Consider the following 25,094-nt stretch of genomic DNA (forward strand, 5'->3'; position numbering starts at 1 on the left):
CCCCTATCTTTTTTGAAAATATTATACTAAAAAATGTACAAATCTGTGTATTTTGAGATTAGAATTTTTGGCTAATTTGATTATATAATTTACAGTAATGTAATGAAAGATATCTTGTAAAAGGAGGACAATAGTTGTATTCAATAATCAAACATACACGACAGCAGGAATGGAAATGGAGATATCCAATAAAATACAAATGTTTATTTGGGGTTTGATAGATGACTTAAATAAAGAAGAAATAAAGCTAAACTATCTACAGGTATTTCAGCTAACTTCTATAAGGGCATGGATGGAAAACTTAAGCAACAAATCATTCATAGACAGGAGCGACCCACATACGAGAAAAAGCATATAATTGATATAGAAAAACCTGTACAGAGGAAAATTTTTGTGATTGATGATGGTACATATTGTACAATGTTATTGAGCCATGAATATTAAACATTCCTATACTAATACTTGATATATCCAATTAAGTTAAAATATAATTGTAGAGAGGGTTAACCTTCTCTTTTTTTATGAAGGGTAAATAATATAGTGGAAATCAGGGCAATCAGGGTTTAATTACTGCCCTGAACGCCCTAATATATAATCTAACAATAAGGAACAATAGGAGGATAATAATTTTGAAAAATCAGGAAACGTATATATCGTTATACAATATCATAAAGGAAGCATATGAAGAAAATAATAAAGAAGGACATTTTGAAAATTATTATAATAAGGAGAAAGATAAATTTAAGGACATTTTGACATGCATTGGAGTAGACCCGAAAACTTTGAAAGAACTAGATAGTGAGGGCTTTGGTATTCCTAGCAGTGAAAAAAATGTTGTAAAAAAGTTAATAAGTCAATATACTGAAAAAAATATGAAGTTCATAAGAAAGCAAGATTTTAAAAACGTATCACTTGATTTTCTGAAAGAGGTCATTTCAAGTGTTGAATCTATTTTAAGAAAGAAATTAGAGAAGGATAAATATACTAAAGAAATTAATAGGATGCTTACAGTAAGCACATATCCTGTTTCAGAAAGTGTTGAGGATATAAAAAAACAAGCATTAGATATAATTATAGATGATATTGAAAAATTGCAAGGCATAGAAAATGTATTTAAGGGACCTAATCTAAGTTTTGTAGATAAAGTAAATCTTCTAAACTATTATAAACTACTACTACAGTCAACTTCTAAGCAGTGGAATACAGTTGTAGACATTTTTGTTGAGAATAGGCAAGAAGAAATATATAATTCTGTTGAAAGTGATTATAAGGAAGGATTATCAGAAGAAGAAGCAGAAAAAAAATTCCCTGAATTTGTGAAAGATAGTATATTTGCTTTAAAGGAAGCAATAAAAGAGTATGAAGATGAGTTAGAAAGACCTAATTCTACCACAGTAAGTGAATTAAAAGATGAAAAATTAAAAAAAGTAAAAGAAGCAATAGATAAAATTAAAATTTAATAAAAAGGATGAAAGTTAGTAGCCCGTTGAGATAGGGCTTTTTTTTGTACAAAAAACAATAGGGGTCAAAAAAATTTTTTATTTTAGGCTTTTAGTGATGAGATTATAGATGCCTTATTATAGGTAATGTAGTAAGCAATCAACAAATTGGTCTTTGAAAACTTAATAAAGGAGGTGAAGCTTTGGATGATAAGCTAGAAGAAAACTTCCCAAAGAAGAAGAGGGAAAAGAGTAAAAATAAAGAGCAGAAAGCTGAAACCAATGAAAAGGAGAGAGAGACTCTAGACCCACCAAGTAATCCAGTGTATAAGCCATATCTACAAAGACTAAGGCATATAAATGAATTTGACTTGGACAATCAGGGCAATCTTTGTAGCTATGATAAGAATGGCAGTCCTTATCGTCTAAGTAATTTTGTTGCAATGCCTACCAAGGAGATTATAAGGGATGATGGAGTAAGTCAGGAAAGAACGTTTAGAATAAAGGGGATTCGAAAGGGTGGATATAAACTACCGCCTGTAGATATAAGTCCTCAAGAATTTGTTGGAATGAATTGGGTCATATCAAATTGGGGAATTGAAACATCAATTAAAGCAGGTATGGGTAAGAAGGACATTGTGAGAGATGCCATTCAAAATATGGGAGAGAACATAAAGAAACATACTATATTCACTCATATTGGTTGGAGGCAAGAAATGAACAATAAGTACACTTACCTACACTCGGAGGGAGGGGTAGGAGAAACTGATGTAACTGTAGAACTTGAAGAGTTTCTTAAAAGGTATAAATTCCCTAATAAGATACCAAGTACAAAGAAAGCAGCACAGGAGAGTTTGAGTCTACTTAAGTTAGCCACAGAAGAAGTAACAATACCTCTATTGGCATTAGTATACTTAGCCCCACTAGTAGAAGTCTTTAAACGAGCTGGAATAGAGCCAAATTTTGTAATGTGGCTTCATGGTAACACTGGAACAAGGAAAACAACGTTAGCAATGCTGTATCTATGTCATTTTGGAAACTTTAATGGAAAAAATCCACCTGCCAGCTTTAAAGATACAGCAAATGCGCTAGAAAGGAAAGCATTTGCTACAAAAGATAGCCTTTTGTTAATCGATGATTTCCATCCAGAGTCGAGTAAATCCGAAGCATCTAAAATTAATCAAACTGCTCAGAGGATATTAAGAATGTATGGAGATAGGATAGGAAGGGGAAGGTTAACATCGACAATAGAATTTCAAAAGGACTATCCACCTAGAGGAATGGCACTAGTAACAGGAGAGGATGTACCTAAGGGACAATCATCCGTAGCACGATTTTTAGGAGTAGAGATTTTAAATGATGAGATAAATTTGAAGTTGCTAACTAGAGCACAGAAAAACAATCATCTTTTATCTCAGTCTATGGTAGGTTATATAAAATGGTTAATTCCTCAAATGGATGAACTACCCCAGAAAATTGCAAAAAGGTTTCAGAATAAAAGGTCATATTTCCAAGGTGAATCAGCTCATGGTAGACTTGGTGATGCAGCGACATGCTTGATGATTGCTTTTGAGTTGATGCTGGAGTATATGATAGAAGTTGGTGCTTGTAATAAAAAGATGGCACAGATTTTAAGTAAGATGGGAGATAGAGTGCTCATAAGTTTAATCACTAAACAAAATTCCCTTGTCAGGCAAGAAAAGCCAGTGGAAATTTTCAAGAAAGTACTGGAAGAGCTTTTATCAACAGGGAAAGTAAGGTTAGAGCCTATAAATACTATAGATAGCTTTAACCAAGTAAAAACTGAGGGTGAGAGAATTGGATGGACAGATAAAAATTACTATTACCTATTGCCTGATACTACTTATAATGTTGTATGTAGATTTTTAGCAAGTAGAGGAGAAATATTCCCAGTAAAAGAGAGAACTCTTTGGAAACACCTAGATGAAGCTAAGTTAATTTTAGTCGAGAAAGGGAAAGATGGACAAGTACAAAGATGCCCAAAGAAAACAATACCAAGAAACACCAGAAGTAGCAACCTAGGGAAATCTTATAGACCGAGATTGCTACATATTAAGAGAGACATATTTGAAGGTGAGCTTAAAGATTAAGAAATTGTAAATAAGCCAAATTAAATAAAGGGAGGACAAACAAAATGAAAAAAAATGCGAGAAAAAATCAAATAGAGGAATTGATGGAAGAGGGACTAGAACTTGATAATGAATTAGATAGGGAAGATGAAAACACAGATGAAAATGGAGATATAGAGGGGAACATAGAAGGCGATGACGACTGGGTCAACGAAAATGAAGAAGATGATGATGATTGGGACGATGAAGATGATGAACAAGACGATGATGGTTGGGGTGATGAGGGTGATGAAGAAGACGAAGAAGACGATGATGGTTGGGATGATGAGGGTGATGAAGAAGACGAAGAAGACGATGATGGCTGGGAAGATGAAGATGATAAAGAAGATGATGATGGCAATGATGACTATGATGAAGATAAGGATGACGATTTAGAGGACTTGTTCATCCTTGGGAATTCAAAACGAAGAGCAATACTAGATGAAGGGAATTATATTGCTAAGATAGGAAAGATAACAGCTGAAAGTCAGGCAACAGGTTTATATGGACCATGGACCAAGATAACGGTTCCATTCAAAATAAATAATCCAAAGGATGATAAGGTTATTACTGTTAACTTTGTTGCTAGCAGCCACTTAAGTCCTACAAGTAAACTCTTCATCCTCTTGGAAGAGGTCTTAGGAAAATCGCCATCAGGACAAATAGATATAAGGGAGATTGAAGGAAAGAAAGTAAAAGTTAACATTGAGCATAACTTAGACAAACTAGGCAATGAATGGGAAGCCATAGCTGAAGTTAGAAGAATAAAGAAGAAAAATAGATAGGGTAAACAACATTTTCAGGGCATCAGGGAAAATTGTCCTAAATGCCCTGAAAATAATAATAGAGGGGTTTTGAAAGCTCTTTTAAAAATATATTACTATAATGTTTAGGATTAGCGAGGGGGTTGAAAATGAAGAATATTTTAACTTCTATATCAAGAAGAAAGCTCTATGAAAAGGAGTATAGTCCTGATAATACATCTATTAGTTTGATAGAGTCAGATAAAGAAGAGCAGGAAGATTATTATAATCCATTAGCTCAATTATTAACATTAATGGTTAAAGAACTTGATAATGCTAGTATATAGTCAATAGAAGGAAGGTGAGGAGATGGAGTGTAAAAAGAAGGGGGTAGCCTATGTCAGGTATTCAAGTGATAATCAACGTGATGAATCTATTGATGCTCAAATAAGGGCAATAAAAGACTATGGTCAAAGGAATGAAATTGAAATTGTAAAGGTATATGCTGACAAGGCTAAAACAGCAACATCGGATAAGAGACCAGGGTTTCAGCAAATGGTAAAAGACAGTGCTACTGGAATTTTTGAAATGGTTCTAGTTCATAAATTAGATAGATTTTCGAGAAGCAAATACGACTCCAGTTTCTATAAAAGGAAATTAAAAAAAATGGAGTACGAGTGGTAAGTATTACTGAGAATCTCGATGGTAGTCCTGAATCAGTAATAATGGAGTCAGTGTTTGAGGGAATGGCAGAATACTATTCTAAAAATTTAGCTCGTGAAGTAATGAAAGGAATGAAAGAAACAGCTTATCAATGTAAGCATACAGGTGGAATACCTCCATTAGGTTACAAAGTAATGCCTGATAAAAAGTATGCCATAGATGAAAAGGAAGCAATAATTGTCAGGACGATATTTGATATGTATATCAATGGGTATAGCTATGGGAAAATAATAGACCACTTAAATTTAAAAGGTTATAAAACTAAAACAGGTAAAACTTTTGGGAAGAATAGCATTTATGGCATACTAGACAATGAAAAATATTCTGGGGTATACATTTTCAATCGAAGCTCTAAAAAAGATGCATTTGGTAAAAGAAACAGTCATTTATATAAAGATGAGAGTGAAATCATTAGGGTAGAAGGAGGAATACCAGCTATTGTATCGACAGAAGTGTTTAGAAAAACAAAAGAGATTATGAATTCAAGAAAAAGAGCACCAGGAGCAAATAAAGCAAAGGAGACATATCTTTTAACAGGCTTAATAATCTGTGGGCAATGTGGTACTAATATGCAAGGAAATAGGAGAAATGCTAAAAATAAGCCTAAGTATGTATCATATCGATGTGGGTGTAGGCTACAAAAGAGAACATGCGATAATAAGGAAATAAGAAAAGAGTATATTGAAGAATTCGTACTATCTGAACTAGAAAAAAATATTCTTAATGATAAAGCGATACCAATTCTAGTAGAGAAAATTAATAATCATTTGAAAGAACAAGCAGAAAGAGGAGAAGTCTCTATTAAAGCATTAAAAAATGAAGTAGAAGAAGTTAAGACTCAAATAGATAATATAGTAACAGCAATAGCACAGGGCTTCTATCAAGAAGAATTTAAAGGAAGAATGGATGAACTACAAGGTAGGAAACTTAAATTAGAACAAAATATTTTAGAAATGGAAAATAAATCAAATGCATCGACTATTAAAGAAGAGCAAGTTAAAAAGCTATTTTCTATGTTCCGAGATTTCGTTAAAGAAAGGAATCTTCCAGAATGCAAAAAATTTGTTCAAAACTATGTAGATAAAGTAATTGTTTATAAGGACCACGTTGAAGTAATATTCAACGTGGTTTTTGAGTTTTTGGATAAAGACGAAGCAATCAAGATATATTCAACTGTTGAGAAAAAGCAATTGTTTAAAATGTATAAAAACATAGCCTAATTAAAGGAAAATAATGGATTGAAAATTGTTTTAAATGTCTATAATAAAAATAAAAAAGGAGTGGATGTTGTGTTTAAAAATTCATTGTTAGGTGGAGATGGAACTACAGGTTTGAAAATTGGCGGTGAAATAGGCAAAGCTATTGGTGGAGCAATAGGTGGAGTAGTTGGAGGGGAATCAGGGAAAGAAACTGGAGAGAAGGTAGGAGAAGCTATAGGAAGTGGAGCAGGGGTAGTAATAGATAAGTAATTAATACAACTAAATGTAATAAATTATAAATTTATATTAAATATCAGGAGGTTATAAAATGTCAAATACATATAGTGTGGATAACACAGATAAGTTCAGAGAGGCATGTAAAAATTCAATAGCAGGTGGAGCAGCAGGTGCTATGCTTGGAGGAAACATAGGAAAAATTTTAGGAGTACCAGGAGCTACTGTTGGTGCAACGGTTGGAGCAGTAGCAGGATTTATCTATGGTATAAGTAATTAAGGTTAGACCAAATAAATAAAGTACTATAATTGTTTGAACAATAAGGGGGTGCTACATTAAATATGAAGAAAAAAGATTCAATAATAGGAAATCCACCAACACTTTTAAAATGCTTGAAGTGTAAGAAAGCTAAACCTATATCATGTATAGCTTGTGCTGTAATAGGTTATTAATGTGGATATTGGAGGGTACGGTTCGCCTCCACCAATTTAACAAGAAAACAATTAAAAAGTTAAAGATTATTAATCTAAAGAGTAAAATGCTGTTCTCATGGTGGTAGTGAGGACAGCATTTTTGTTGATGTTTAAACGAACAAAAAAGAGAACTAAGGAGAGCAATTGGTAATTATAATAACTATCGATAGTAAAGAGAAGCATATTTAATAAAATTATACAGTTTTAGTGACAGACAAAACACTGCCCTTGATAATTGGGGAATTACTTTTTTAAAAACACATTGAATATATGATTCTTACTAGTCTAACAATATATTTATACGTCATAAACATATAGTGAGGTGATAATTAATGAAGAAAAATATTAAAAAATGGACTAAATGGGGAATTGTCTTAATAATAATTTGGGGTGTGCTACTTCATTTCGTGTATGAATGGTCTGATGAGAATGCTATTGTTGGAATATTTGGTGCAGTTAACGAAAGTACATGGGAGCATTTAAAGCTATTATTTTGGCCGGCTTTTATTTTCTCAATTATTGAATTCATGTATATAGGTAAACATTATAGCAAGTATATCACAGGGAAGGCAATATCCTTTTATGTTGGAATACTTATGATTATCACCTTGTTTTATACGTATACAGGCATTATAGGAAAGAACTATGTTGTGGTAGACATAACAATTTTTATAATAAGTGTAGTTATCAGTCAGTATATTGGATATAAAATAATAACAGCCCCCTTCAAAATTAAGGGAGTAATAAATGTAATTTCAGTCTTAGCAATAATCCTTCTTATTCTTGCCTTCGTGTTTTTTACGTTTAATCCACCTCATATACCACTTTTCAAGGATCCAAAGACAGGAGGATATGGAATATAACTAGATAAATATAATAAGATAGAGCACTATCAGAAATTGGGTATAGGGTTGAAAGAATTTAAGCAATAGTTAACTTTTAGCGAGATACCTCTGAAAGGTAGTAGAAAGCTGTTTTTTAAAAATTTAACATAAATTTTACAAAAGTCTGTAATTTTGTGTTTTCAACTATTTAAATGGCCATTTGTTGAATTTTTAAGGAGTCAATAGCATTGTCCTTAGAGGAAAAAGATTTAAAAGCTAGAAATATAATATAAGCAATACTCATATTTTGATGGAATTCAACTATTTTCAATTATAGAAACTTATGAACATAGGGTAATCTATTATAGAAATTAGTATGAATTGAGGAGGTAGATTGATGAATAAGAGAAGAATTTTGATAGTTGATGATGAGGAACATATTTTAGAGTTAATTAGATATAATCTTGAGAAAAGTGGATTTGAGGTGTTGACTAGTGATGATGGAGAAGATGCATTAAAGTTATTAGAAACCACTGTTGTAGATATGGTAATTTTAGATTTAATGCTTCCTGGAATTGATGGTATAGAGGTATGCAAGCAGATAAGAAGAACAAAAGAATTTGATAAATTGCCAATCATCATGTTAACAGCAAAAGGTGAGGAAACTGATAGAATTCTAGGGCTTGAATTGGGTGCAGATGATTATGTTACAAAGCCCTTCAGTATTAGAGAGTTAACGGCTAGAGTTAAGGCAATTTTAAGAAGAACAGAAGATACCCTTAGCAGTGAAGGAAGAATATTAAAGCTAAAGGATATTGTTCTTGATTTAGAAAAACATGAGGTAACAGTAGATGGAGAAATAGTAGAACTTACTCTAAAAGAGTTTGCCCTTTTAAAAATCCTGATGGAGAATAGGGGGAAGGTCTTATCTAGGGATGTCTTGCTAGATGAAGTATGGGGTTATGATTACTTTGGCGAAACCAGAACAGTAGATGTTCATATACGCCACTTAAGAAAGAAAATAGGAGATGATGAAACAATCAAGTATATTGATACCATAAGAGGTATAGGTTATAAAATGAAGTAGGTGATACCATGCAAAAAAAAATTCTTGCTGTTTTTTTAATTATATTATTAGTAGGCATACTGTTAACTGGATTTTTATCTTTAAATCTTATTCGTTCCAGCTACATTAATCAATTAGAAGAGCAGTTAATCACAAATGCTAAATTGATTGAAGACTTTATAATAGAAGGTAGAATGAACTTCAATACTCATCAACTCCAACAAAAAATGCAAGATTTGGGGGAAAGAATAGATGCTAGAATAACCATCATTGACAGTAGTGGTAATGTTATGGCGGAAACCTTCAAACGAGAGGGGTATTTAGAAAATCATATAGATCGTCCAGAAGTTCAAACTGCCTATAGAGGAGAGATTGGTAGAAGTATACGATATAGTGATACCTTAAATTTAGATATGCTTTACATTGCATTACCTGTAGAATTAGATGGTGATATGTTTGTTGTTAGGTTAGCAGTGAATTTATTAGAAATACAAAAAATTAATCAAACACTATTATACTATGTTATAATATCTATCGTCTGCGGGCTTATTATTTCTGCTTTAATAGGTTATCGTTTTATAGAGAAAATTATGGAGCCAATTAAAAAGATAACAGAGGCATCAAAAGAAATGGCCTTAGGACGTCTAGGGGTTAGAGCCTATGTTAATTCCAAGGACGAAATTGGAGAACTAGCGGATAATTTTAATCAGATGGCAGATCAGTTACAGGACACAATAAAAAGACTATCTGATAGTAATACGAAATTTAAAGCACTACTGACTAGTATTATTAGTCCTATCATTGCTGTGGATACTAGAAGAAATATTATATTACTAAATCCTGCAGCTGAAAAACTATTCAGTATTAACACAAAGGATGCTTTAGGTAAACATATTTTAGAAGTTATTAGAAACCATCAGTTGGATGAGGAAATTGAGAGGGCTTTTACTGATAATCAAGAAGTCCCTATGGAAATTAAGATAAAAAAACCCAAAGAAAAAACTTTTAAAATCCATTCTAACAAAATTACATTAGAGGATGACCCCACAAAAACAATAGGTCTCGTAACATTAATAGAGGATATAACAGAGATAAGAAAGTTAGAAAAAATCAGGTCTGATTTTGTTGCTAATGTATCTCATGAGTTAAAGACGCCTCTAACATCTATCAATGGATTTGTGGAAACCTTAAAATCAAAAGATATAGAGGATGAGGAGACAAAGGATAGGTTTTTAGACATTATTGATATAGAAACCCAGAGATTAACGCGATTAATTGATGACATTTTAACCTTATCAGCAATAGAAAATTCTCAGCACAAAATATTGAAGCAGGAAATATATCCCAGTGAAGCATTAAAGGAAGTTCAAGAAATAATGAAGCCAATTGCTATAAGCAAGGAAATATCATTAACTTCTATGATAGATTCGAATTTACCAATGCTTTATGGTGACAGAGATTGGTTCAAACAAATGGTGATTAATTTAGTAGATAATGCTATTAAATATACACCTAATGGAGGAAAAGTTCAGATAACTGCTTACATGAGACATAAGAATTTGATTATTATTGTTAAGGATAATGGAATAGGAATTCCTAAAAAAGACCTTCCAAGGTTGTTTGAAAGGTTTTATAGGGTAGATAAAGCTAGAAGCCGAAGTTATAAAGTTGGGGGCACTGGTTTAGGTCTAGCAATAGTAAAACATATCGTCTTGTCTTTAAAAGGCAGAATTAAAGTAAACAGTCAGCAAGATAAGGGCTCAGAATTTATAGTTATATTACCAATTGAAGAGTAAAGAAGATATTCCAAACGGGATATCTTTTTTAATGTCTAGGGAATCATGTATTTTGATTTACTAGACATGGGGTGTGCTTACCCTGCGATAGCAGGCGTCGAAAGGGACTAAGTCTCCCTAGCGAAAACATATTGGCGAAGTCAAGTTTGTACGTTTGATACAAAATACAAATTGTAGTAACCACAATTTATGCTATTCTTTCTAAAATATAATAGAAGTTAATACATTTAACAAAACCATAACATTCTATTAACTGCTTCTTAACCAATCTATCCGTATAAATCAGTACAATAAGCTTGTAAGTAACTAAGAGAATTTTATTATACGAAAGGGGATTTAATAATGAAGAAGTTAGTATTATTACTTGTATTAGTAATGGTAGCAACCTTTGTTTTAGTAGGCTGTGGAGGTAGCACAGCGTCAGATCAGCCAAGTGATGGAAACAATGTAAGCTTAGAGGATAAAAATGGTAAAAACAGTGTAGACTTCAGCAAGCTTGTACAAGTTAGAGGATCAGATACAATGGTAAACTTAGGGCAGCAATGGGCAGAGGTTTTTATGGACAATTACCTTGAAGCGCAGATTGCTGTAACAGGTGGTGGTTCAGGTACAGGAATTGCTGCTTTGATTAATGGAACTGTGGATATTGCTCAAGCTTCAAGACAAATTAGAGATGCAGAAATACAACAAGGAAAAGACAATGGTATAGATATTGTAGAGCATGTAACAGGAAGAGATGGAATTGCTATCATAGTCAATAATGATAATCCTGTACAAGAATTAACACTAGCAGATTTAAAAGCTATATATACTGGGGAAAAATCAAATTGGAAAGACTTCGGTGGAAATGATGGAAATATTACATTATACTCTAGAGAATCTAACTCAGGTACCTATGCTTTCTTTAAAGAATTTGTTTTAGAGGATGAAGAATATGCAACACATTCTAATTTAATGCCTTCTACACAAGCAATTGTTGAAGGAGTTATGCAAGACGTCAACGGTATTGGATATATTGGGCTAGGGTATTTAAGTAATGCTGTTGAAGCTGTTGCAGTATCAGCAGATGGCAATAGTGAAGCAATCTTGCCGTCAATATCAACCGTTCAATCAGGAGATTACCCTGTAGCGAGACCATTATTCTTATATACAGCTGGAGAACCAAAAGGAGTGGTGGAGCTATACATGAACTTCATTATAGGTAACGAAGGACAAAAAATTGTAGAGGATACTGGATTTATCCCAATAAACTAAATTGTAATTCAAGACTAAATAGCAAAGTAATGTCACAGGATATATGATTAAAGAGGTCATAGGCGGATAGTAGGCTTTACTGTCCGCTGATCTTAATTATAGTCACAATGTGTTTGTTTTCTGTGGGGACAGAAAAACAAAGATAAGACAATTTTGCAGTTTAAAACATTAATATATTTTTGATCGTTTAAGATACAGATTACTGTAGTTGATGTTAATAGATGAGTAGAGCTTATATAGATTGAGAGGTGTTAAAATGACTGACATAACAATGGAATTAGTAAAGAAAAAGAAAGGAAAAGCTTTAAAAAAGAATATAAAGAATAGTATGGGTGAATATATTATTGAAAAATTCATTTTTATTTTAGGAATCACATCTATAGCTATTATTGCTTTGATTTTTCTATTTTTATTTCGTTCAGGGATACAATTATTTAATGATATTACCCTACAGGAATTTTTATTCGGTAGGTACTGGTTTCCGATTTCAGTAAACCCTCAATATGGTATTTTACCCTTAGTAGCGGGGACATTAATGGTGACTTTAGGAGCTGTCTTTATTTCCGTCCCCCTAGGTATTGGAAGTGCCATCTTTATTGCTGAGGTGGCACCACCCAAAACCAAGACGGTATTAAAGGTTATTATAGAATTTTTGTCAGCCATACCATCGGTTGTATTAGGATTTCTTGGAATTGTCTTTTTATCTAGTTGGATTAGGGTAACTTTTCACTTGTCATCTGGATTTACTGTGTTAACTGGTTCAATTCTGGTATCTTTTATGGCATTACCAACGATTATTAGTATATCCGATGATGCCTTAAATGCATTGCCTCAGGAATACCATGAAGCATCTTTTGCCTTAGGAGCCACAAAATGGGAAACCATTCTTCATGTTCTTGTGCCAGCGGCTTCCTCTGGAATTATTGCAGCTGTAATGCTGGGAGTTGGTAGAGCCATTGGAGAAACCATGACTGTGATGATGGTGACAGGAAATGCAGCTCAGATTCCAAATTCATTTTTAGTATCAGGCAGGACAATGACTGCCACTATAGCAGCGGAAATGGGAGATACTGTAAGAAATGGCACCCACTATCATGCGTTATTTGCAGTAGGAATTGTATTATTCTTGATGACCAGTATCATTAATTTTATTGCAGATTTTGCACTTTCTCATGGGAAAAAGGAGGCAAGATAAGTGAATAAAAAAATAGAAGAGGGAGTTGTCTTTAGCATATTAAGCTTTATCACAATGATAGTGGTGATACCAACCTTATTGATAATTGGTTATATCCTACTAAAAGGAATCGGAACAATCAATTGGGAGTTCCTAACAGCTATGCCAAGACAAGGGATGAGGGCAGGAGGGATTTATCCCGCCATTATTGGAACATTATATCTAGTTATTGGAACCATCCTCTTTGCTCTACCATTAGGAGTTGGTTCAGGCATCTATCTAACTGAATATGCAAAACAAGGTATGTTGTCTAGAATAATACGTTTAGCAATTCTAAATTTGGCAGGAGTGCCTTCTGTAGTCTATGGGCTGTTTGGTTTAGGTTTATTTGTACTATTCTTAGGATTTGGATCTTCCATATTAGCAGGGTCTCTTACACTAGCCTGCTTGATTTTGCCCATTGTTATTACTGCATCTGAGGAAGCATTAAAAAGTGTTCCAATAAGTTATAGAGAAGCCTCCTTGGCATTGGGAGCATCAAAGTGGCAAACTATTCAAAATGTTGTACTTCCCCATGCGATGCCAGGAATCTTGACAGGAGCCATATTAGGGATTGGAAGAGCAGCAGGGGAAACGGCCCCCATCTTATTAACGGTAGCTGCTTTCTTTTTACCCAGATTACCAAAGTCCTTATTTGATCAAGTAATGGCACTGCCATATCATTTATATATTATTTCAACACAAGTGCCAAACATGCCAGAGGAGATAAAATATGGAACTGCTCTTGTATTATTAGGAATCGTAGGGTTATTCTACATGATAGCAACATCAATTCGAATAAAATTTAAGATAAGTAATAGAGCTTAATGCAGACAAGTTAAGGAGGATAAGAATGAAAAAGATTTCTATAAAAGACTTAAACTTATATTATAGAGATTTTCAAGCTTTAAAGGACATCTCTTTAAATATAGACGCAAAAAAGGTAACGGCTTTGATTGGACCTTCAGGCTGTGGGAAGTCAACCTTCTTAAGGAGCTTAAATCGCATGAACGACCTTATTGACGGGGTACGAGTTGAAGGTAGAGTTGAACTAGAAAACCACGATATTTATCATAAGGATGTGGATGTGGTTACATTGAGAAGCCGTATTGGAATGGTTTTTCAAAAACCTAATCCTTTTCCAAAGTCGATTTATGAAAATGTAGCTTATGGTCCGAAACGTCATGGAATAAAAAATCGAAAGCAGCTAGATGAGATTGTAGAAAAAAGCTTGAAAAAAGCCGCCTTATGGGATGAGGTGCAGGATAGATTGAATAAATCAGCCTTAGGACTTTCTGGAGGACAGCAGCAAAGGCTCTGTATTGCAAGGGCCTTGGCAATGGAGCCTGAAGTATTATTAATGGATGAACCAACATCGGCTTTAGACCCCATCGCCACAGCAAAGATTGAAGAACTGATTACAGAGTTGAAAAAAGAGTATACTATCGTTATTGTAACCCACTCGATGCAGCAGGCAGCCAGAATCTCAGATGAAACCGCCTTTTTTTTAATGGGTGAGCTAGTAGAAATGGACCAAACTCAAAGAGTTTTTACCACCCCAAGGGATCAACGTACTGAAGATTATGTAACAGGAAGATTTGGTTAAGGATGGAGGAATTAAGATGCGAAGTCAATTTAAAAATCAATTAAAAAATTTGAATGTTAAGCTTTTGAAAATGGGGGCTATGGTGCAGGAAATAATTGAAGTTTCCATAAAAGCCTTAGCTAATCAGGATTTAGAAGCTGCAAAAAAGGTCTATTTAATGGATGATAAAATAGATGAATTAGAATTAACGATAGAAAATGAATGCATGAGGCTATTAGCATTACAACAGCCTATGGCAAGGGATTTAAGGGTGATTAGTACCATAATGAAAATCATTACAGATTTAGAACGGATGGGGGATCATGCAGTAAATATTGCGAAGGTAACATTGGAGATTGGGAGTGAACCATTGATTAAGCCCCTAATTGACATCCCTAAGATGGCCAGACTTTCAGAGGATATGGTTAGCAAGAGTTTAGATGCCTTCATGAAGGCGGATATTCAATTGGCAGAAGACGTAGCTCATGATGATGAAGCAGTGGATGATATTTATGAAGCTATTTATACAGAACTACTAGAAATGATGATAGAAGATCAAAGCATAATAAAGCAAGCTACTAACCTATTGTTTATAGGAAGAGATTTAGAGAGAATAGCAGATCACGCTACCAATATCGGAGAAAGGGTTATTTATATGGTTACAGGAGAGAGGGTAGAAATTAATTAAGGTTTTTAAATATGAGTAAATCATCAGAAGGTTTTTCTGTTTAATTTTTGGCAAGGATTAATGAGAACAATCTCTTTGTTCTGTGAAGAAAGAATCCTGTTTAAAGTCTAGCACAAAATAAAAACTACTCTCGCTATAGTTCAACGTATTCTATCATCTTTACAGACATAGGGACAGGGACTTGTTTGATTTCAAGCCTTTCTCTACTTTTAGCATGTTATTCTTCGTTATGAGGTTGAAAATGTTATAAAGAAATGATACAGTTTAATATAGAATGGAATAATATGTTAATTAATAAGTGAAAGGGGTGCTCCTCATAATGGCAAATATCAGAAAACATGACATATCCTTACTTGGAGAATTTGTGGACAAGAATCTTGAAAAAGAATTTTTTTATTATGATATGAAACGTTATGCCAAAGTGGTAGGACCTATTGCACTTATATATGGAGTAGTATTCATGTTGTTTCTTATATCTGATTATTTTGCCATTGAGGATTCTTTTTCCTTTACGATGATATTACTCATTAGGACAGTATTTCTAATCATTTCTTTAATTGTATATTTAGCTGTAAAAAAAATAGATAAATATGATAATTTAGCATACTTCATTACAGTGTTTGAGATTTTGGCTATTATTGGTTTTTTAGTAATAATAAATTATTATGAGGCTATTACACTATTATCCTACTTTAGTGTAATGATTATAACATTAGCTATCTATATTACACCCAATAAGCTTATCTATACTCAGGCAGTATCTGTTCTGCTCAGTATTAGTTATTTTATATTTCATGCTAAACATATAGAGGGGATGGAAACACCTTTATTTTTGAAAATTGTTGCATATAATATTGTTTTAATTATCTATTGTAATATAGGAGCTTATCTAACCAATTCTTATAAAAGAAAGCAGTTCCTACATAGCAAGAAACTGCTAAGATTGTCAATAACTGACCCTTTGACAGGTATCTACAACAGATCGAAATTTAATCAAGAACTAAATCAACGTATAGATTATTGTAATAGGAATAAGACTCCTCTATCTCTTGTTCTGTTTGATATAGATGATTTTAAAAAAGTCAATGATAGCCATGGTCATTTAGCTGGTGATGGTGTTATGCAAAACATAACATCAACAATAAAGAAAGCAATAAGGCAAACTGACATTTTTGCCAGGTGGGGGGGAGATGAATTTGTAATACTTCTTCCTAATACTGATATCCATCAGGCTATGGAAATCTTGGAACGATTGAAGCTTTGCGTCCTAGAAAGCAAATGGCATAAGGTAGAGAATATTAGCTGTAGCTTTGGATTAGTAGCACTAAGAAAAGATGAAAATGCTGAATCCTTGCTGCAAAGAGCAGATAAGCTTCTTTACAATGCTAAGGATTATGGGAAGAATGCTATAGTATGTGAGACTGTTGAAATAGGAGAAGAGATAAATACAGATGCTTCCACAAGCTCTCCTAGGCTGTGCTAGAATTAGCCGCCTGAGGGTAGTAATGAATCTTTAAAGATTGAAGATACAAGATTCTCTATCGCCTTTTAGAGCAATAAAAACATCAAGAAACTAATTGCCATACAGTCTGATGTAGCCTAGTATAGAAATAGGCATTTTGCACACTGAATTAAAAGCACGGTGCTAAGAAGCAGTATCTCCTAGGACTCCTTTTAACAATAATAAAATTGGACTTTGCACCATAGCATGAATCTTAATGAAAATGCAAGTAATTTATTGACTGAATATATTGGCTTAACTTGTCTTTATAAAAGAAGCATAAGCAAGTAGTTTCCAAAAGAGGAGGAGAAAACATGAAAAACTGCATTGTTGCACAATCTGGCGGTCCCACTTCAGTAATTAATGCCAGTGTAGTTGGCGTAGCAATGGCGAATCAGAACACCAATTATTACGACAAGGTGTTCGGGGGGGTAAATGGAATTGAAGGGATACTAAAAGGCGATATCATAAACCTGTCAGAGCTTTCATCTGAGGATCTTCAACTGTTAAAGCATACCCCGTCTTCTGGGCTGGGTTCCTGCAGATATAAAATGAAGGATTTTAAAACAGATGATAGCGAATATCAAAAGTTATTTTACATATTAAAAGAAAACGACATTGAAGCCTTTTTCTATATAGGCGGAAATGATTCAATGGATACAGTCAATAAACTCAATCAATATGCAATCTTGAAGGGATATAATATACAATTTATAGGGATTCCCAAAACCATTGATAATGATTTGCCTATTACAGATCACACCCCCGGCTTTGGCAGTGCAGCAAAATTTATTGCCACAGCAACACTGGAAACCTATTTAGATGCTAGTGTCTATGTAAATAACGGTATTTTCATAATAGAAACCATGGGAAGAGATACAGGCTGGTTAGCTGCAAGCGCAGCACTGGCTAAAATAGATAACAAGTCTGTGGCAGATTTTATTTACCTGCCGGAAATGCCTTTTTCACAGGAGAAATTTCTAGAGGATGTAAAAAAAGTATTTCAAGAAAAAAATCAAGTATACATAGTAGTTTCAGAGGGAGTAAAAAACGAGAATGGCGATTTCCTATGCGAAATCAAGGTTCAGAATCAGCATGATAAATTTGGTCATGCACAGCTAGGGGGCGTTGCACAGTATTTAAGGAGATTGATTATTGAAAGTGGCATTACAAGCAGAGTGAAAACCTTGGAGCTAGGCGTAATGCAACGAAGTGCAATGCATTGCGTTTCAGAAACTGATTTAGAAGAAGCCTATAAAGCAGGGAAGACTGCTATCGATTACGCTGCAGAAGGAAAAACCGGCTGTATGGTTAGTTTTAGAAGATTAGACCAACAGTCCTATGGAATCGAGATGTTTGAAGGAGATGTCTCAAAGGTGGCAAATAATATCAAATATTTCCCAGAAGAATGGATTACCTCAGAAAAAAATCATGTAACAGAGGAAGCAATTCATTACATAGAGCCTCTAATTCAGGGAACACCAGAAGTGACCATGGAAAGAGGGTTACCGAAATATAAACAGTTAGATAAACAGCTTAGAGAAATAAAAGAATACTGAAATCTATGAATTTGAATGTAGTGGAGGAAAATCCTAGGATAATATAATATATTGTTCCAAAACGAGGATGCTAATAAATGAATTACATCCTCGTTTTTTAGTTTTCTTATTCAAATTATTCCTTTCTATGCTTGACGGCTTGTGTATCAGGGTCAATGGTGATACTACCAGCTGTTTTTTTATGGTTAAATTCTTTAGTGTTGCCTGGCTTTTTTGGATCAAAACTAAGAATAGAGGAGGTTCTATAGCCTCCAGCAACATTTAAAATCTTAAATCCATTTTGAGTAAGTATTCTATCTGCAATATAGCCCCTTAAACCTACTTCACAGTACGCCACTATAGTTTTGTTCTTATCCAGTTCTCCTAATCTTTCCCTCATGCTGTCTACAGGAATGTTAATAGCTTCTCGGATATGACTGTTTTGAAATTCATCTTCAGTTCTAACATCTACTAGAATATAATCTTGATCTTTATAGGATGCTATATCCTTCCATGCTGCTAAATGAGATAGACCCGCTAATACATTTTGAGCCATAAAACCCACCATATTTACGGGATCCTTTGCTGAAGAGAATGGAGGAGCATAGCATAACTCTAGTTCTGCTAGATCATCAACTGTACCATCATATCTAATAGCTGTTGCAATAATATCGATTCTCTTATCAACACCTTCATAGCCAATGCATTGAGCTCCTAAAATTTTTCCTATGTCATTAAAAATAAGCTTTAATGACATAGGCATAAATCCAGGATAATATGAAGCATGAGACATAGGGTGAAGATAGACTGCTTTATAGGGGATATTAAATCTTTGGAGGGTTCTTTCATTAGCACCCGTACCTGCTGCTGTTAAATCAAATACTTTAATGATGGCTGTACCTTGAGTTCCTTTATAGCTAGAGTTTATTCCACAAATATTATCCGCTGCAATTCTACCTTGTTTATTGGCAGGCCCTGCCAAAGGGATGGCGGTTTTTTGTTTCGTTATAAAATCAACTACTTCTATAGCATCTCCTATTGCATAAATATCTTCGATATTTGTTTGCATCTTATCATTAACGATAATATGTCCTTTAGGTCCAAGCTCTAACTCAGTATTTTTTAAAAAAGTGGTATCCGGCACAACGCCTATTGCGAGAATAACGATATCGGCTTCAACCCTTTTTTCACTGCTGAGCACAACTTCTATTTGATTTCCAATTTGGTTAAAGGCTTTAACCCCATCATTTAATATAAGCTCTATATCATTTTCAACTAATTCCTTTTCTGCCATAACTACCATATCTGAGTCAAAGGGGGCAAGTATGTGGGGAGCAGCTTCACATAGCGTAACATGCAGACCTCTTTGTATCAAATTCTCAGCCATTTCAACTCCTACATAACCACCACCAATAACAATTGCAGCTTTTGTTTCATTATTATCAACATAGGCTTTTATAGAATCAGTATCGGGAATATTTCTTAAGGTAAAGACCTTATTATTGTCTATCCCTGGGATGGAAGGCTTCAGTGCCTTTGCTCCAGGGGATAGGATTAGATAGTCATAGCTTTCATCATAGGTGCCGTTAGTTTTACTATTTACTGTGACTTTTCTATTTTCAATATCAACATCCATAACTTCACTATTGATTCTAACATCAATGTTAAATCTAGCTTTCATTGCCTCAGGAGTTTGTACCAAAAGCTCATTGCGTTCCTGAATAGTTTCTCCAATATAGTATGGGAGGCCGCAATTGGCGAAGGAAATGTATTCATCTCTTTCCAACATGATAATTTCAGCTTTTTCATCCAATCGTCTAAGTCTTGCTGCGGCAGAAGCACCACCAGCTACGCCGCCTACAATGATTACTTTTTTAGTCATAAAATCCCTCCAAGTCCATTCCATTAATTTATTAAAGTAACTTCTTGTGAAATAGTTTTACCTTTTCTTATTAATCAATTCAATCAATTATCCTTAAGTCAAAATCTTCATCTATCTCAGCATCAAATATCAATGCTGGATAGGAATCCATCTAATAGCAGGTCATTAGAAAAAAACAATGTCTTTTTGTTACCGCCCGTTCACAATGAAGTGAAAATTTCTTTAATATATACTTGACATAAAATCACCACATGTATATACTGTATATAAACAACATATACAGAGCATGTGGTATTGATAATTTCGCCAGAGAGGTGATAGATCTGTGGAGATACTCATAAGCAATTCAAGCCAAAAACCAATATACACACAAATTGCAGATCAGATTCGAAAGCATATCCTTACAGGTAGACTGAAGGATGGGGATACCATGCCTTCTATAAGAGCCTTAGCTAAGGAACTTCATGTCAGTGTGATCACTACAAAAACCGCTTATCAAGAACTGGAGAGGGAAGGCTTATTAGAGGCTGTTAAAGGGAAAGGTTTTTACGTATCAGCAAAACAGGGTGAGGCTTTAAAGGAACAGAAAAATGTACAGATTAAGAAGGGCTTACAAGAGATTATTGAAGAATCCAAAGCTCTAGGAATATCATTAGAAGAGCTGATTGATTTAGTAAAACGTATGTATAGTTAAGGGGTGGTTTTTATGGATAAAATACTTGAATTAGAGAATGTAACAAAGGAATATAAAAATTTTAAACTAGATAATATATCCTTTTCCTTAGAAAAGGGATACATTATGGGATTAGTAGGACCCAATGGTTCGGGTAAAACAACGACCATTAAGCTTATTATGAATTTATTAAGTAAAAATAGCGGAGAGATTAAAGTATTTGGATTGGACAATAGTCTGGATGAAAAAGCAATCAAAGAGAGAATCGGATTTGTATATGATGATAACATCTATCCTCTAGGATTAAAGTTGTCTAAGATAGCACTTCTGATAGCACCGTTTTATAAGACTTGGAATCAGGAACTTTTCAATCAATATATGAAAAAGTTTCAGTTAGATCCACAGTCAAGTCTAGAAAAATTGTCCAAGGGTATGAAAACAAAGTTTGCTATTGTAATGGCACTATCTCATAAACCTGATCTGATCATTATGGATGAACCCACTTCAGGACTGGATCCCATATTTAGAAGGGAGCTTCTAGAAATGCTCCAGGAGATTATAGAGGATGGTAACTGCAGTGTGTTGTTTTCAAGCCATATTACTTCAGACTTAGAAAAGATTGCTGACTACATTACCTTTATGGATAAGGGTAGGGTGGTGCTTTCAGATACCTATGTAAACATCGTTGAAAACTATAGATTAGTAAAAGCCTCAGAAGAAATAATAAAAAAGGAAAGAAACAAGTTTCTAAGCTATAGATGTAATAGCTTTGGAGGAGAAGGCTTATGCAAAAATTGGCATAGTTTACAGAATGAATATCCAGACAAAATTGTTTTAGAAAAACCTACTATTGAAGATATTATGTACTATATTTCCAAGAGGGAGGAAGTGGAATGCTAAAGCTTGTAAAAATGCATTTTGTCATTATGATTCATTCACCAAAATCGAAAGCATTACTGTTTCCCCTTAGTATTTTTGCATTTTTCACTTTGATTTCTGCAGTTTTATTTTATATTGATATGATTCGTAGGGATAGTTCTATAGCAAGCTTTAATATAAGCATGTTCTTTCCCTTATGGTCAATTTATATATTTAGTCTTATGGCAGCTGCCAATGGATACTCAGCAACAGCTGAAAATGATAGTAAAAAAAATTCAACAAATGATGGTATCATGGATAATATCTTACCTGTTGGAAGAAGAAGTTATTTTTTTGCACGAGTGCTTTTCACTTTATGTAATAGCGTTATAATCTGGTGTTTGATACTTATACCATTCTTCATTACTGGTATTATATTAAAATCAATGGGGGTTTTAGTTGATACTGACTTTTTTAAGCTGTTGTTTTTTACTACATCTGTAGTTGTGGTAGGGGGAGTGGGTTTATCTATAATCTATGTAGCATGGAAGAGAGGAAAAAAGGTTTTAGAAGGAGGAATTATTTTATATACTATTTTACCTATCGCATCGTTTTTCATAGCAAGATCTGATTACTTAGGCATCAGTGCCAATGGGTGGATCATATATCCTGCTATAATGGCTATGGTTGTATTAATGTTATTTCTTTGGGTTCTAAATCGTATCCAAGGGATGGATATGGCTGATTAATGATAGGATAAAGTAAAAATCATTATGATAAGCCATTAGACTAAATGCGTTATTGAATTACTAAGGAGGGAACTATGATGCTTGGTGTAACAAGACTTTATTTTTACAATGCAACGATTTTTTTGATGATAATTGTAGGAGGGCTAGTTGCAAATATTACACATTTTTTATTAGATGGTCCTTACTACTTTAGCCTGTTTTTTCCATATATGATGCTGGTACTATTGATGTCGATAAAGGAAAGTGAAATGATATTCACATTAAATCTTTCCTTAATAAAATCTCTACCAATAGATAAAAGGGAAGTCTCCTTAAATTTGATGCTATGGTTCTTTATTACGATACTTACAGTTACATTGATGGCAGGAATAAATATATTTATTCTAAGTCTAGTAGGGAATGTTGAAGGCTTAGAGTTTTATAAAAGCATGCATCTATTATATCTAATACATCTTCCTGCTATGATTTGTGGAATTTACATTTTGATAGCAGACACATTTTTTCGAAGAGGAGAAAAAAGAAGAAAGCTATTTTATTGGAAGAATATACTATCTCTTTTAATCGTTTTAGTAATGAATGGAGCAATCATTGTTTTAAGTTCTGGTGATTGGTTTGAATTAACGACGTTGTTTTTTATAGCAATTGTTTTGTATCTTTTAGCAATAAAATGTGTGCATAAAGCTTATAAAGATGTGATTAAGAAGCTAGAGGAGCCTATGGATTTGTAAAGAAATAAAGGACTATCTATGAAGCTAAAAACATGAAGGCTTTTATCACGTAAGCCTCTATGAATAATAATAAATAATATAGTACTGGACAATGACATATCGAAAGGAGTAATTGTGATGAAAGGCCTAATCCTTTAAGTTAGGATTTTACAGTTAAGTTTTAAAGTCAAAAATACAAACATATTATTAATAAATTGATATATGTGAATAAAATGTATATTTGCTGAAAGGTAGAAGTGGTTATGAAGCATATTAGCATAAAAAAACTTGTTAAATGTGAGGTTACTAAAAATATTATTATTTTAATAGCCTCAATTTTACTAGTCTATTTACTTATTGCATTATACTTTACGAATCATTTCTTTTTCAATACAGTAATAAATGGAGTAGATGTCTCATTAAAGGCACATGATGATTTAGAAGATATAATGAGAAGCTATATTAATAATTATAAGCTGCAGTTAATAGAACGGAACATGGAAATAGAAGAAATAACAGCACAGGATATAGGAATGCAATATCATAAAAAAAATAGCATTTCTGAAATTTATCGTCTACAGAGTTCATTTAAATGGATAGGTTCATTATTAAAGAAACATAAGTATTATGTGGATGATTTATTTATTTATGATAAAGATAGGTTGGGTAATAGAATCAATGAATTAAGTTGTTTAAATAAAGATATGATAGAACCCCAAGATGTTAGCTTTAAGTATTCAAATGGTTCATATGAAATAATGAAAGAAGTATATGGAAACAGGGTGAATGAAGACAAATTAAGGGAAGTCATTGAAATGAGCATATTAAAAGGAGAAACAAAACTAGACTTAAATGAAAATCTTTGTTACGAAAATCCAAGGTACACCTTAAGTTCTGATAAAGCTTCTGAAACTAAGGATTTATTAAATAAGTATGTATCAACAAAAATCACTTATATATTTGGAAGTGAAAATGAAGTACTGGATGGAGATATAATATATCAATGGCTTAGTGTTGACGAAGATCTAGAAGTGGTAATAAATGAAAAAGCAGTTTTAGAATATATACAAAGACTGAGTAAAAAATATGATACAGTTGGTATACCAAGAGATTTCAAAACATCCACAAATAAAATAGTAGAAGTGAAGGGTGGATTTTATGGATGGAAAATTAACTCTAGTGCTGAAGCAGAAGCATTATTAGAAAATATAAAACATGGTGAAATAATTGTAAAAGAGCCTAAATATGCTCAAAAAGCTGTATCTAGGGGCAAAGATGATATAGGTGATACCTATGTAGAAATCAATCTAACATGGCAATATTTATGGTTCTATAAAGCGGGAAAGCTTATAACTAATGGTGCTATAGTAACAGGGAATCCAAATAGAGGAAATGGGACTGACACTGGAGTCTATATGCTTAACTACAAACAAAAAGGAGCAACTTTAAGAGGAGGAAGTTATGAAGTTAAGGTAACTTATTGGATGCCTTTTAACGGCAATATAGGAATACACGATGCAAGTTGGAGATATACTTTTGGAAGAGACATATATAAGACAAATGGAAGCCATGGGTGTGTCAATACTCCAGTATATTTAGCCAAAATAATTTTTGAAAATATAGAAGAAGGAACACCCATTATTTGTTATGAAGAATAGGAATATAGGTATAACAAGGAGAAGGACAGTTGTGTGACATAATATAATTTAAGTACTAGGGAAAAAGATACATTTTTATTATTAGGAAGAGTATTATAGTTCATATTTAAGTGCAATAAAAAAAGAATAATAAACTAAATATTTCAAAAAATAATGAAGAA

General features: G+C 33.4%; 26 protein-coding genes. 25 read left to right on the top strand and 1 reads right to left on the bottom strand.

The window, feature by feature from the left end:
- The first annotated feature begins 130 nt into the window (after positions 1–130).
- The 20 genes from BMX10_RS12775 to BMX10_RS12860 all read left to right on the top strand — a co-directional run bounded on the left by BMX10_RS12775 (position 131) and on the right by BMX10_RS12860 (position 18,427).
- Positions 131–358, top strand: coding sequence for a DUF960 family protein (locus BMX10_RS12775; RefSeq protein WP_280140774.1), 228 nt, complete (start codon positions 131–133; stop codon positions 356–358).
- A complete protein-coding gene (locus tag BMX10_RS18605; RefSeq protein WP_090444873.1) occupies positions 289–444 on the top strand; it encodes a DUF960 domain-containing protein in 156 nt (51 codons plus the stop codon). The genes BMX10_RS12775 and BMX10_RS18605 overlap by 70 nt, the downstream gene beginning before the upstream one ends.
- Before the next feature lie 185 nt (positions 445–629).
- Positions 630–1,460: a hypothetical protein gene (locus BMX10_RS12785; RefSeq protein ID WP_090444876.1), complete on the top strand. Its 831-nt coding sequence runs from the start codon at positions 630–632 to the stop codon at positions 1,458–1,460.
- Between the two features lie 182 nt (positions 1,461–1,642).
- Positions 1,643–3,550, top strand: a complete 1,908-nt coding sequence (locus tag BMX10_RS12790) for a DUF927 domain-containing protein (protein ID WP_090444879.1) — start codon at positions 1,643–1,645, stop codon at positions 3,548–3,550.
- 44 nt (positions 3,551–3,594) lie between these two features.
- Complete coding sequence (locus tag BMX10_RS18055; RefSeq protein ID WP_170834817.1) at positions 3,595–4,353, top strand: hypothetical protein; 759 nt, start codon at positions 3,595–3,597, stop codon at positions 4,351–4,353.
- A gap of 128 nt (positions 4,354–4,481) precedes the next feature.
- Positions 4,482–4,658 carry a hypothetical protein gene (locus BMX10_RS18060; RefSeq protein WP_170834818.1) on the top strand — a complete coding sequence of 59 codons (177 nt, stop codon included), beginning with the start codon at positions 4,482–4,484 and terminating at the stop codon, positions 4,656–4,658.
- A 22-nt stretch (positions 4,659–4,680) separates the two neighbouring features.
- Positions 4,681–4,995, top strand: a complete 315-nt coding sequence (locus BMX10_RS18335) for a recombinase family protein (protein WP_244272714.1) — start codon at positions 4,681–4,683, stop codon at positions 4,993–4,995.
- Positions 4,989–6,254 carry a recombinase family protein gene (locus tag BMX10_RS12800; RefSeq protein WP_244272715.1) on the top strand — a complete coding sequence of 422 codons (1,266 nt, stop codon included), beginning with the start codon at positions 4,989–4,991 and terminating at the stop codon, positions 6,252–6,254. The genes BMX10_RS18335 and BMX10_RS12800 overlap by 7 nt, the downstream gene beginning before the upstream one ends.
- 69 nt (positions 6,255–6,323) lie before the next feature.
- Positions 6,324–6,503, top strand: coding sequence for a hypothetical protein (locus BMX10_RS12805; RefSeq protein ID WP_139176452.1), 180 nt, complete (start codon positions 6,324–6,326; stop codon positions 6,501–6,503).
- Between the two features lie 58 nt (positions 6,504–6,561).
- On the top strand, positions 6,562–6,747 hold the full coding sequence (locus BMX10_RS12810; RefSeq protein ID WP_090444886.1) for a hypothetical protein: 186 nt from the start codon (positions 6,562–6,564) through the stop codon (positions 6,745–6,747).
- A 526-nt stretch (positions 6,748–7,273) separates the two neighbouring features.
- Positions 7,274–7,804 (top strand): DUF6512 family protein, encoded by a 531-nt coding sequence (locus tag BMX10_RS12815; protein ID WP_090444889.1) that lies wholly within the window; start codon positions 7,274–7,276, stop codon positions 7,802–7,804.
- A 358-nt stretch (positions 7,805–8,162) separates the two neighbouring features.
- Complete coding sequence (locus BMX10_RS12820; protein WP_090444892.1) at positions 8,163–8,852, top strand: response regulator; 690 nt, start codon at positions 8,163–8,165, stop codon at positions 8,850–8,852.
- Positions 8,853–8,860: 8 nt separating this feature from the next.
- Entirely contained in the window at positions 8,861–10,627 is a 1,767-nt protein-coding gene (gene pnpS, locus BMX10_RS12825; RefSeq protein ID WP_090444895.1) for a two-component system histidine kinase PnpS, read from the top strand.
- A 342-nt stretch (positions 10,628–10,969) separates the two neighbouring features.
- Positions 10,970–11,881 (top strand): PstS family phosphate ABC transporter substrate-binding protein, encoded by a 912-nt coding sequence (locus BMX10_RS12830; RefSeq protein WP_090444898.1) that lies wholly within the window; start codon positions 10,970–10,972, stop codon positions 11,879–11,881.
- A gap of 256 nt (positions 11,882–12,137) precedes the next feature.
- On the top strand, positions 12,138–13,076 hold the full coding sequence (gene pstC, locus BMX10_RS12835) for a phosphate ABC transporter permease subunit PstC (protein WP_090444901.1): 939 nt from the start codon (positions 12,138–12,140) through the stop codon (positions 13,074–13,076).
- A complete protein-coding gene (pstA, locus tag BMX10_RS12840) occupies positions 13,077–13,922 on the top strand; it encodes a phosphate ABC transporter permease PstA (RefSeq protein ID WP_090444904.1) in 846 nt (281 codons plus the stop codon).
- A 25-nt stretch (positions 13,923–13,947) separates the two neighbouring features.
- Complete coding sequence (gene pstB, locus BMX10_RS12845; RefSeq protein ID WP_090444907.1) at positions 13,948–14,700, top strand: phosphate ABC transporter ATP-binding protein PstB; 753 nt, start codon at positions 13,948–13,950, stop codon at positions 14,698–14,700.
- Positions 14,701–14,716: 16 nt separating this feature from the next.
- Positions 14,717–15,367, top strand: a complete 651-nt coding sequence (gene phoU / locus BMX10_RS12850) for a phosphate signaling complex protein PhoU (RefSeq protein WP_090444910.1) — start codon at positions 14,717–14,719, stop codon at positions 15,365–15,367.
- A gap of 319 nt (positions 15,368–15,686) precedes the next feature.
- Complete coding sequence (locus tag BMX10_RS12855; RefSeq protein WP_090444913.1) at positions 15,687–16,850, top strand: GGDEF domain-containing protein; 1,164 nt, start codon at positions 15,687–15,689, stop codon at positions 16,848–16,850.
- Positions 16,851–17,182: 332 nt separating this feature from the next.
- Positions 17,183–18,427 carry a 6-phosphofructokinase gene (locus BMX10_RS12860; RefSeq protein WP_090444916.1) on the top strand — a complete coding sequence of 415 codons (1,245 nt, stop codon included), beginning with the start codon at positions 17,183–17,185 and terminating at the stop codon, positions 18,425–18,427.
- Between the two features lie 115 nt (positions 18,428–18,542).
- Here BMX10_RS12860 and BMX10_RS12865 read toward each other — a convergent pair whose 3' ends face one another.
- On the bottom strand, positions 18,543–20,288 hold the full coding sequence (locus tag BMX10_RS12865) for a CoA-disulfide reductase (RefSeq protein ID WP_090444919.1): 1,746 nt from the start codon (positions 20,286–20,288) through the stop codon (positions 18,543–18,545).
- Positions 20,289–20,613: 325 nt separating this feature from the next.
- Here BMX10_RS12865 and BMX10_RS12870 point away from each other — a divergent pair, with 325 nt between their 5' ends.
- The 5 genes from BMX10_RS12870 to BMX10_RS12890 all read left to right on the top strand — a co-directional run bounded on the left by BMX10_RS12870 (position 20,614) and on the right by BMX10_RS12890 (position 24,933).
- Positions 20,614–20,982: a GntR family transcriptional regulator gene (locus BMX10_RS12870; protein ID WP_090444922.1), complete on the top strand. Its 369-nt coding sequence runs from the start codon at positions 20,614–20,616 to the stop codon at positions 20,980–20,982.
- Between the two features lie 12 nt (positions 20,983–20,994).
- On the top strand, positions 20,995–21,861 hold the full coding sequence (locus BMX10_RS12875) for an ABC transporter ATP-binding protein (protein WP_090444925.1): 867 nt from the start codon (positions 20,995–20,997) through the stop codon (positions 21,859–21,861).
- A complete protein-coding gene (locus BMX10_RS12880; protein ID WP_090444927.1) occupies positions 21,855–22,568 on the top strand; it encodes a hypothetical protein in 714 nt (237 codons plus the stop codon). The genes BMX10_RS12875 and BMX10_RS12880 overlap by 7 nt, the downstream gene beginning before the upstream one ends.
- Before the next feature lie 74 nt (positions 22,569–22,642).
- Positions 22,643–23,296, top strand: a complete 654-nt coding sequence (locus BMX10_RS12885; protein WP_139176454.1) for a hypothetical protein — start codon at positions 22,643–22,645, stop codon at positions 23,294–23,296.
- Positions 23,297–23,772: 476 nt separating this feature from the next.
- Positions 23,773–24,933, top strand: a complete 1,161-nt coding sequence (locus BMX10_RS12890) for a L,D-transpeptidase family protein (RefSeq protein WP_330387916.1) — start codon at positions 23,773–23,775, stop codon at positions 24,931–24,933.
- The last annotated feature ends 161 nt before the right edge of the window (positions 24,934–25,094 follow it).

Origin of the sequence: Natronincola peptidivorans (genome assembly GCF_900111615.1) — a bacterium.
In the GTDB taxonomy this organism is placed as follows: domain Bacteria; phylum Bacillota; class Clostridia; order Peptostreptococcales; family Natronincolaceae; genus Natronincola_A; species Natronincola_A peptidivorans.